Genomic DNA, 9,742 nt, shown 5'->3' with positions numbered 1-9,742 from the left:
GTTACGTTGTAAACGTATATTTGCCTGACCGCGGCCTCACTTAAAGCGGATTTGCCGTTAAAATCGGAATTGAGCAGGAAAGAAATCATCTCCGAACTTAAAAGCTGCGCCCCGAAAAGCGAGATATATTTATTTACGGCTTCCTGCATTTTGGCGGCGATTTTAGCTTTGTTCGCCGCGCGCCAGGCGATTTCTTTTTCTACGGAAGCTTTATATCCCGCGTAAGCTTTTTTGGCGGGATAAGAAGTTTCAAAAGCGTTTTTTACGGCGGCAGGATTTGTCCTGCACTCGGCCGTGCAATGTTTGGACAAAAGATAGTCGGAGGTTACCTTTGCTATCAGTTCGTCATATTCCTTCAAAAAAGTTTTATACGGCATGGCCGAAGGTTTAAGCTGATAGTCAAGCAAAAACTTTTTTAAGGCGTATTCCAGTTTTCCGGCGGCGTTCGCATCCGCCGCTTTTACGTACATAGGCCATAAAACGCCGTATTTGGCCCCCGCCGTTTTAAGATTTAAAATTTTCTTAGCTTCGGCGGAATTCTCAAAAAAATTAACGGCCGCCTTTAAAGAAGAAGAAAGCGCTTCTTCATGTTCATTGACGCTCCTGGCGCGCAAATATACGTTATCCACCGCGGAAAGATCAGAGGCAGAAGTATCCAAAGCTTCGGAAGAAATTTCCATTCCCGAGCTTGAGGCAAAAAGCGGCGCGCCGCTTTGCGCAAACAGCGCAAAAGAAAGCGACAAAGCTAAAAATTTTCTGATAATCGGTTTAATTTTCCCCATAATGATACCAATATATATATTAAATGATAATACAATTGTGAAATCTTCACAAGGGAAATTGGCTCTATTTTCCCCTAGGCCAAAAGACCTATGCCCTCACGCGCATATAAATGATATTATTTAATAGTATATGACTTCCGCTATAAGAAATTTCTTTTTATTCGGTTTTTTACTGTTTTCTGCCGTAACGCTGAACGCGCAAAGCAAAGATTTGCGGATTATTTTCTTTTCCGATAATTACACATCGGCCTCCGCACTGCAAAATTCCTTTGAACAGCGTCTTGGCCAGCAGAGCGGAACTTATAATTTGGAAAAGGCTGAAAAACTTCAGGCCTTTTTCAGCGGGCAGTCTTATGTATTTTCCACGGAAGCGCCCATAAACAAAGATGTTTCCGCCGCACCCGGGGAGTTTTCTTACAGAGCGGCCGGATTTAAAGACGTTATAACGACAGATTCGGCCATAATGTTCCAGCAGCCTTATTTGGATAAAGAAATAAAAAATATGGTTTTGCCGGCCTCTTCAAAGAAAAACCCCCTTACGCCGAAACTTTTAAGAGTACGAAACGGCTTGCTGGTTATGCCCGAAGGCCAGGAGTTTGAAGTTTTGGGGGCATCATCGGCCGCGCCGAAACTCGGCGGACTTTGGCTGCCGGCGGTCATGGTAAAATACACAGTTTCCAAGAACGAAGACGAAAGTTTTATCTATATTTTACAAAAACCTTTGGGCGGAATAGGCGCATGGTTCAACCCGGTGCAAAATATCGCGCACGCCGAAGATAAACCGCTTGTCATAATCAATACCGGCGGGCTTGAAAAATACGAACGGCTTTCATCACAGCCGGCTTTTTTGGCGCGCTACTGGCAAAGCATGAATACCGACGCCGTCGCGTTTGCTCCGAAAGATTCATTTATCATTTACAAAGGCGCTTTAGCTTACCCCGAACTTAAAAGCAAACTTATCGCAAGCAATATATCCGCGCTGGAAGATGCGGAAGAAGCCCCGTTTTCAAAAACGGCGGTCATTGAAAAGAACGGTTTGAAAATAGGTTTAATTTCCTTAAGCGAACCGGGCGCGCTGGACGGAGCGCCGGGCAGAGGCCTGCCGCTTAAAGTTACCGATCCGTCTTCCGCCGCGCAGGAACTCGCCTCCGATTTAAGAGATAGCCAAAACGCCGATTTTATAATTTTGGTTTCACACCTGCGCGCAAAAACTTTAAGCGCGCTTTTACAGCAGACAAGAGGCGTGGATATGGTTATAAACGCCGCGCCGGAAGTGCAGGAACAGCCTTTAAAAAAACGCATAGAATTAAAAGACTGGAACCTTCGCCCCGCGACAAGGCCGGCTTATTCCGCAGACGTAAAGCCCGACGTTTTGGGCGACGTCGGCATTAAGTTCGTTTTAAACGAAAACGGATATACCCCCGCGGTTATAGAAGATTATCCGCCCCTTAATATATTTACGGGCAACAACTTTAATAATGAATTTTACCCGGTAAACAAATATTTTTTTGACGACTGGCAAAGCGCCGCCAACGAATATCTTTTGCCCGGCGCGAAGGATTTGGCGGCTTACAGCGGGAAGAACGGCCTTTCTTACACGCCGGCGGAATTTTTTAACATGGCAGCCTCAATTATCAGGAAAACGGCGAAAACCGAAGTTTCTTTTATAAGGATAATCCCTTTCAAAGAAAAACCGCTCGGCGCGCTCAGCCAAAAAGATATAAGCAATATGCTGGCTTCCGACGAGCCTGTAATAAAAGTTAAAATCAAAGGCAAATACCTTAAAAAAATGCTGAAACTGGGCGACTTCGGGAACCCTTTTGACAACGCAAAAGATTACGCCACCGGATTTAGTTTGGCGGTATCTGGCGCGGTCAAGGACGGGGATTCCTTCAAAATAAACACCTTGGCCGTCAATGATGATGAAATTTACAGCGCGGCCTTCCCGGCGTCCCTGCTTAAAGAGAGGCTCGCCCTGCCGGATTTAAACGCCGACGTAACCCAAATAAAAGAAACCGGCCTTACGGCGGAAGAAATGGTAACCAATTATCTTACGCAAATTTTACAGGCCAACAGAAAAGCCGCCATGAAAATGGCCGAAGAATACAGAGAACAGCGCGAAACGCGCCTGGCCGAAGGCCTGCCTCCGAAAGATGAAATCACCGAAGAGCTGGACCTTAAAACAAGCCTGCAGGGCCCTATCGCGGCGGACGAATATTTTACCGAATTATTGCTTAAAGATTATGAAAAGGAAATTTTTAATCTTATTCAAAACGAGCCCGAAAATTACGGCGCATGGCGTTATAATTTAAGGAATCTTTCTTTCCGTTTCAGCAATACGGACGTAAAAAACGCAGAAAAATATCAGAACTTCTCCGACAGCAGGCTTACCTCGGACGGGCAGACGCTTTTGCAGGGTTCTTTGAACTTCGCCGCGGAATATTACAGGGAAAGAATCAGGTGGGATAATGTTCTTTCAATGACTTACGGAAAAACGACTTTGCGCCCTTTTGACGAAGCCAAAAGCAGCAGCGAAAACGCCGACGCCATAATTCTTTCCACGGATTACACATATAAAAGCACGGACGTTAAAAACTTTTTGGGCGGTTTTTTAATCGGGCCTTTCGTTTCCATAGGCTATCAGACGGAATTTACTACGCCTGACGACGCCCCACGTTACAAAGCTTTACGCGGACGTGCCGGCGTAAGATTGTTTGAGGGTAAATATCTTAAGGATTTCTCGCTGTCGCTTTCCCCGGAACTGGATTTTACTTATCCGCAGACGGCGACGAAATACGCCTGGCAGGCTATAGTAAAAATTGAACACCCCCTTAACGACAACGCCAAAGCCGTATACGGGGCTTCGATAAGGGATTTCTTTCTGGTACAGCACCCGGGCGATACCGATATTTCATACGAGTTTGAACTTTCCGCCAAGGTGGAAATGGAACTGCTTAAATCATTTTATATCGCGCCTTTTATAAATTATTACCAAGCGCAGGCAAGGGATTTCAGCGGCGCGGGAAGCAATTTATATGTAGGGGTTTCCCTTTCTTACTCAAAACTTTTTAAGCATTTAAAACTGTAAAAACGTATTTTTACCGTAAACTTTTACAGTTAAACAAATTAGGACTTTCAAAGAATTTATACATAAAAAATCCCCCGGACGACCGAGGGATTTTATATTTTAAAATGCGACTGCGATTAACTGCATTTCTGGGACCAATCTTCGGGTATCCAAGCCCCGTTTTTATAAGTTCTGCAATAGTGGACGCCGTCAATGGTGTTCTTTTGCAGGGTGTCTTGAGGGCAGGCGTTTTTATAGCATTGGCCGGTCGAAGAATCATAGCCGTCATAACCGGCCGCCGGCTGGGAGTAAACCCAAGCGTCGTTGGAACACGTATAGACGCAATTGTTTTCCGTCTTGGTTTCCCCCGTTTGGCAAACTTTCGGGCCGTCATCGCAAATCGGGCAGGTTGGATAATTATAGCATTGGCCGGTAATGGTATTGCACTGACCGGTAACGGTGCTGCCGTCGCAGCAGGTCATGGTGCAATCCCCGCAGTCTTTTCCGCCGGGGGTAATACCGGAGCCGTCATCACCGCCGACACCCGCATATTCACAGCCCACATCACCTTCCGTAACCAAATCGGCGAACATAGAGCAAACATCGCCCTGGCAGCCTACTTGCTGAGTTTCAACGTTTTTGCTGAAAGTGTAAGATTCCCCGGCCCTGGTGTTGGAAGCGCTTATGCATGCATCGCTGAGAGTATATTGGAAAGTGCCTACGGTAGCAGTGGCGGAATCCCCCGTAAGGCCTACTATCGGGACATTAAGATCTTTAAAATTCTCGGCATATTTTTCATTGTTAAGCATATAATCCTGCTGCTTTAAAGAAACAATGTTTAAATTGTTTAAAGCGTCGGAAGCTCTGCTTTTTTTGACGGATTTCGTATACGAAGGCAAAGCAATAGCCGCCAATACGCCTATTACAAGTACCACAACCAAAAGTTCAGTAAGAGTAAAGCCCTTTTTAAAAGGTTTGGAATTGGCTAAAGCGACTAATTTATCCAATAGTTTTCTCATACTAATACCCTCTTTAAAATAATAATTTCAACTTCTTAATTATATTTTACAAAAAATACGCCTTTTATCAAGCAAAATTTAAGCCGTTTTATTATGTGAAAATTTTTATTTAGGTTTCTTTTCCGCTTATATTCGGCGCGGGGAAAACTCCCCTGCAATAAAAAACCCCGGGCTGGCCCGGGGCTTTAAATCATTTACAACCTTATAACTTAGTTGGATGCTGTCGGCAAGCCTAAAGAAGCGCAGATGCCGCTTACGGAAGCTCCGGCAGTGGTGCCGCCGTCATTGCAGGTTACTTTGCCGGTATAGTAGTACCTGGCAAGCGTATAACCTGAGGAACCGGTTCTGCTGGCGGTTACGACGCCGGAAGCCGTATCGGTGCCGGCAACGGAGATCAGGAAGTTATTGGTGTTCCAGGAGCTGCCGGTTACCGGGGAGCCGGATACATCGGAAAACTCAATATCCAAGGTGGATAAGGTTGTAGGATATACGTTGGTGGAGGAAACGAGTCTGGCTCTTTCCATAGCGGCCGCGACTGAGCCCATTACGGACAAAGCTTCGGTAGCTCTGGATTTTTCCACCGCTTTGAAGTATTGAGGCAACGCTACGGCGGCCAAAATACCGATGATTAATACGACGACTAACAACTCGATAAGGGTGAACCCTTTCTTATTCATATAATACCCTCCTAAGGTATATAATAATAGCCTTGCTGGCTACAAAAATAATATACGATTAATAATTATCTTTGTCAACAGTTATTTAACGCCGATTATTTTTGTAAAATAATTGTAACATATTTTTAAATAAATATTAGGCTAAAGGAGTTTTATGATCATCCCCACCATTATTGAAAAAAACGTAGGTTACGACATATTTTCCCGCCTGCTTAAAGACAGAATAATCTTTGTCGGCGGCAGAGAAGGCGAAGTGGATACTTCCAGCGCGAACATGATTATAGCGCAGCTGCTTTATTTGGACGCGGAAGATTCCTCCCGCGAAATTAACCTTTACATCAATTCCCCCGGCGGGCTTGTTACGGCCGGCCTCGCCATCTACGATACCATGCAATATATCAAAGCCCCTATTACCACCATTTGCATGGGCCAGGCGATGAGCTTCGGCGCGGTGCTTTTGGCGGCGGGTTCAAAAGGCAAAAGATATGCGCTGCCCCATGCAAGAATAATGATACACCAGCCTTTAATTTGGGGCGGCGGGATTTCCGGCCAGGTGACGGATATAGAAATCGAATCGCGCGAACTCAGGGAAAACAAAGAACATCTGCTTGACATATTGGCGCACCACACCGGCCAAGACAAAGAGAAAATCCGCCTCGACAGCGAACGCAACTATTATATGTCCGCCCAAGAAGCGAAAGAATACGGCATAATAGACAAAGTGCTTGAACTTAAAAAATAATTTGCCGCCTTGGGCCTTAAGGCCCAGGCGCGCATAGGCCTTAATTCCCTTGCGGACAGGGCGACATACACTGTACAATTAAATAAAGCGGCTAAAACCGCTGAGGAGAACAAAATATAATGAAACATTTATTATTGGCAGCAATGATTTCTTTTTCCGCCGTGTGCGTAAACGCGGCCCCCGTTTCCGCGCCGAAGCCGGAAACGCTTAAATCAAACATGAAAATGACCGCCGCTATGCAGCCTAAAAAAGAGGCCAAAACGGTGGAATTTCTCAGCTATGCCCAGTTTACAACTGGGAACATAAAAGTTGAACCCAAACTTAAATATGTAAGCAAAAAAGTGTCGGCGGAGGTCTATTTCTTTGAAATGGACAACGCCCTCGCTTTCGCCTATGAGGAAAACAAAAATTTCGACAAAATAGAAGTAAAGCTTTCGGCAAAAGACGAAGACTTGTACGACAGTGATCCGCATCACCTCGTCCCCGTATACGCCAACATCGTTTTCTACAAAAACAATAAAGCGATTGAAAAGGGCGCGTTGGCGGTTTTCTCCGTGGAATTGCATGAAATTTGGGGCGCAAACAGGCCCGTGGAAATTAACCGCGGCGGGACTTCCTTTAACGGCGATCCGCACGCCGATATGGAATACGCTCCGGCCAAGACGAGCAAAAAGAACTCCGACGCAAACTTTGACAGATACCACTAACTGTTGGATGATGAAGACGTTCCTCTTTAATTTTTAGTTGTTTCCTATACTCCAAATCCCCGGCCAAATCCGGGGATTTTTATTTTTCCGCTAAGCCCGCCGGCTTTTAATAAAAAGCAAAATTTGCTATATTAGCTTTGGAGAGCCGCCCGTGCAAACGGCGGTTTTTTATTGCCCGCCTGACAAGCGAATAATGAAAATAATACAAAAACTTATAGAAGGCCTTTCCGCGAAAAGCGGAAACAACGGCGGCGCGGGGATGCCGCTATTTATGGAATACGCCTCCCCCCGTTTAGACGAAACGCGGCTGCCTTCCCCCTCCGGCCACAACTATGCGCCTTATGTGGAAGCCTACGGCGAAAAAGCCTGGATATACGCCTGCGTCAACGTCATAGCGGAAACGGTTTCATCGGCGGACTTTACCCTTAAAGACAAAAACGGACGCATTATTACGGAACATCCCGCGCTGGAACTTATGTACCGCCCCAACCGCTTTATGAGCGGACGTTTTTTAAGGCAGTGGATAACGGCCAGTTTGGAACTTACCGGCAACGCTTATATACTTAAAGATTCCCCGCGTCATGACGGCACGCCGACGGAACTTTTCCCGCTGCTTAGCCAGCTGGTGGAAGTCATCCCCGGCAAAAATCCGCAGAAACCCGTCCAAGGCTATAAGTACAGGGCCGGAGCGCAAACGGCTTATTACAGAGCGGAGGAAATCATCCACTTTAAGTACTTCAATCCGTTTGATTTCTTTTACGGTCTTTCGCCGATTGCGGCCGCGCGCAAAGCCGTTGAAACTTTAGATAAAGCCGAATCGTTCAACCGCGCTTTTTTTGATAATTCCGGCACACTCTCCGGCATATTGCAGACGGAAGGACGGCTTGACGACGCCTCCCGCGCAAGAATAATGAAAGCCTGGAGCGACAAATATCAAGGCGCGGCAAAAGCTCATAAAGTGGCACTTTTGGAAGGCGGACTGAAATGGCAGAACATTTCCTTAAGCCAAAGGGATATGGATTTTATCTCCGGGATAAAATTAAACAGGGAAACGATACTCTCAATCTTTCACGTTCCGCCGGCATTGGTCGGCCTTTTTGACCATGCGCCGCAGTTCAACACAAAAGAACAGCAGCGCATTTTCTGGCAGACTTGCGTTCACCCCAAGCAAACGCTGATATTGGAAACTTTTACGGAATTTCTTTTGCCGCATTTCGACGAAAGCCGCACGCTTTATTTTGATAAGGACACCGGCTCCGTCGCCTGCCTTAAAGAAGACCTGCTTGAACTTGCCCAAGCGGCAAAAATCTACGCCGAAACCGGTTATGACAAAGCCGAAATAGCCCAAGCGCTTAATTTGCCTTTCGGGCACGGGAAAGAAAATCACGGAGGTGCAAAATGAATACTGTAAAAATCAAAGGCGACTTAAAAAAACCGGCTTTTAAAATAGCCGCTCTTGAACAAAGCGCGGTAAAAGAGGAAAACGGACTTATTTTTATAGAAGGCTACGCGAATACAAAAAACTCCGCCGACAGATACGGGGATATTCCCTCCGTACTGACGGGCAAAAGGGATTTTGTCTATGAACTTTCCGAGTTTAAGAAAAACCCTGTACTGCTTATAGACCACGTCAACCGTCTGGATCATCTGGCCGGCTCCGTAACCGAAATCCGCGAAGATAAAAAAGGCCTCTATTTTAAGGCTTTGTTTTCTTCCTCTTCCCACCCAATGGTGGCGCACGCAAGAAAACTATATCAGGAAGGGCACGCAAAAGGCATAAGCATAGCCGGAAGGTTCCATTACGAAGACCCTTCTGCCCCCAACAAGCTTACCCTTGCGGAAATATACGAAATCAGCTTGGTGGCGATACCGGCCGACCCGAACAGCCTGGCCGCCCTCAGCCCGGAAAACTCCACCGAGAGTGAAGAAAACCGGGAAAAACTGATTAACGCGGAAATCAACGCCTGGCTTAAAGACCTTAAAAATTAACTCAGCCCCCGGCCCAAAAGCCGGGGACTTTTATAATTTCAAAAACAAAATTTGATATTTTAAGCCAATTCACCTATAATATTTATGTATACTTTAAGCGCATTGCGCGCCTATATTAAAAACGGGAAATGATTTTTATGAAAAACATTATATATGTATTGTCTTTTGCGGTTTTGGCTTCCCTCTTTGCGCCGGCCCTCAACGCACAAAGCATTGAACAGATATCTTATCTTCCGGTAAAAAGGGGCAATTACCAGCAGCTGATGGTTAAGAAAAAAGCAATCTTCGGCGGCAATTTGACTGTTACTAACACATTAAAATCAAACGCGACGTTCCTCAATTTAACGTCCTCGGGCGGTTTGGCTTTAAACAATAATCCCAGTATAAACGTAAACCAAAACGTGTTCCTTTCCGGGACGAACTTAAAAATAACCGGCAACGTAAAAGTTTACGGGGAGAATATTCTTACCATACGCGGCGGGAGCTCCACCACGATAGGCAGGCTGAGCAACACCGGTTCCGTCAACGTATATTCCGAAAACGTGATAGGCGGAGATCAACAAATAACGATTCGAAATCTTTATATCGACGGTTTGCAATATCCCAGCGATTGCAACTACACTTGGCGTAGGAATGTAGAAACAACCGGCGGCGGCAAATATACCGTTTTACAATGCAATTAAGTTTTTAGCACTTTACCAAAACGGCGGTTTTAAGACCGCCGTTTTTTTGCGCGCGGACAAAGCATCGGAAGTAAAG

At 45.8% G+C, this 9,742-nt stretch carries 9 protein-coding genes; 6 read left to right on the top strand and 3 right to left on the bottom strand.

From position 1 onward, the window contains the following. Positions 1-782, bottom strand: a 782-nt coding sequence (locus tag ACQY26_RS04605; RefSeq protein ID WP_428047957.1) for a hypothetical protein, incomplete at its 3' end; no start/stop codon positions are given. A 130-nt stretch (positions 783-912) separates the two neighbouring features. Between ACQY26_RS04605 and ACQY26_RS04600 the strand changes: the two genes are divergently transcribed. Then, a complete protein-coding gene (locus ACQY26_RS04600) occupies positions 913-3,870 on the top strand; it encodes a 5'-nucleotidase C-terminal domain-containing protein (protein WP_428047956.1) in 2,958 nt (985 codons plus the stop codon). Positions 3,871-3,986: 116 nt separating this feature from the next. Here the strand turns inward: ACQY26_RS04600 and ACQY26_RS04595 are convergent, their stop codons facing one another. Next, entirely contained in the window at positions 3,987-4,868 is an 882-nt protein-coding gene (locus ACQY26_RS04595) for a type IV pilin protein (protein WP_428047955.1), read from the bottom strand. Positions 4,869-5,077: 209 nt separating this feature from the next. Further along, on the bottom strand, positions 5,078-5,545 hold the full coding sequence (locus ACQY26_RS04590; RefSeq protein WP_428047954.1) for a type IV pilin protein: 468 nt from the start codon (positions 5,543-5,545) through the stop codon (positions 5,078-5,080). 154 nt (positions 5,546-5,699) lie between these two features. Here ACQY26_RS04590 and ACQY26_RS04585 point away from each other — a divergent pair, with 154 nt between their 5' ends. The 5 genes from ACQY26_RS04585 (at position 5,700) to ACQY26_RS04565 (ending at position 9,666) form a co-directional block, all read left to right on the top strand. After that, the gene (locus ACQY26_RS04585) at positions 5,700-6,287 is read left to right on the top strand and encodes an ATP-dependent Clp protease proteolytic subunit (protein ID WP_428047953.1); all 588 of its coding nucleotides are present in this window, start codon (positions 5,700-5,702) and stop codon (positions 6,285-6,287) included. Between the two features lie 119 nt (positions 6,288-6,406). Next, a complete protein-coding gene (locus ACQY26_RS04580; RefSeq protein ID WP_428047952.1) occupies positions 6,407-6,994 on the top strand; it encodes a hypothetical protein in 588 nt (195 codons plus the stop codon). Between the two features lie 193 nt (positions 6,995-7,187). Beyond that, positions 7,188-8,396, top strand: coding sequence for a phage portal protein (locus tag ACQY26_RS04575; RefSeq protein WP_428047951.1), 1,209 nt, complete (start codon positions 7,188-7,190; stop codon positions 8,394-8,396). Next, a complete protein-coding gene (locus ACQY26_RS04570) occupies positions 8,393-8,983 on the top strand; it encodes an HK97 family phage prohead protease (RefSeq protein ID WP_428047950.1) in 591 nt (196 codons plus the stop codon). The genes ACQY26_RS04575 and ACQY26_RS04570 overlap by 4 nt, the downstream gene beginning before the upstream one ends. Positions 8,984-9,120: 137 nt before the next feature. Further along, on the top strand, positions 9,121-9,666 hold the full coding sequence (locus tag ACQY26_RS04565) for a hypothetical protein (RefSeq protein ID WP_428047949.1): 546 nt from the start codon (positions 9,121-9,123) through the stop codon (positions 9,664-9,666). The last annotated feature ends 76 nt before the right edge of the window (positions 9,667-9,742 follow it).

It is taken from the genome of Candidatus Proelusimicrobium excrementi, assembly GCF_937881865.1.
GTDB lineage: Bacteria > Elusimicrobiota > Elusimicrobia > Elusimicrobiales > Elusimicrobiaceae > Proelusimicrobium > Proelusimicrobium excrementi.
This window is presented reverse-complemented; position numbering and strand designations above follow the sequence as displayed.

Bases quoted from the DNA above. Each gene is read 5' to 3' on its own strand.
- ACQY26_RS04600 (WP_428047956.1), top strand. From the start codon at position 913: ATGACTTCCGCTATAAGAAATTTCTTTTTATTCGGTTTTTTACTGTTT.
- ACQY26_RS04595 (WP_428047955.1), bottom strand. From the start codon at position 4,868: ATGAGAAAACTATTGGATAAATTAGTCGCTTTAGCCAATTCCAAACCT.
- ACQY26_RS04590 (WP_428047954.1), bottom strand. From the start codon at position 5,545: ATGAATAAGAAAGGGTTCACCCTTATCGAGTTGTTAGTCGTCGTATTA.
- ACQY26_RS04585 (WP_428047953.1), top strand. From the start codon at position 5,700: ATGATCATCCCCACCATTATTGAAAAAAACGTAGGTTACGACATATTT.
- ACQY26_RS04580 (WP_428047952.1), top strand. From the start codon at position 6,407: ATGAAACATTTATTATTGGCAGCAATGATTTCTTTTTCCGCCGTGTGC.
- ACQY26_RS04575 (WP_428047951.1), top strand. From the start codon at position 7,188: ATGAAAATAATACAAAAACTTATAGAAGGCCTTTCCGCGAAAAGCGGA.
- ACQY26_RS04570 (WP_428047950.1), top strand. From the start codon at position 8,393: ATGAATACTGTAAAAATCAAAGGCGACTTAAAAAAACCGGCTTTTAAA.
- ACQY26_RS04565 (WP_428047949.1), top strand. From the start codon at position 9,121: ATGAAAAACATTATATATGTATTGTCTTTTGCGGTTTTGGCTTCCCTC.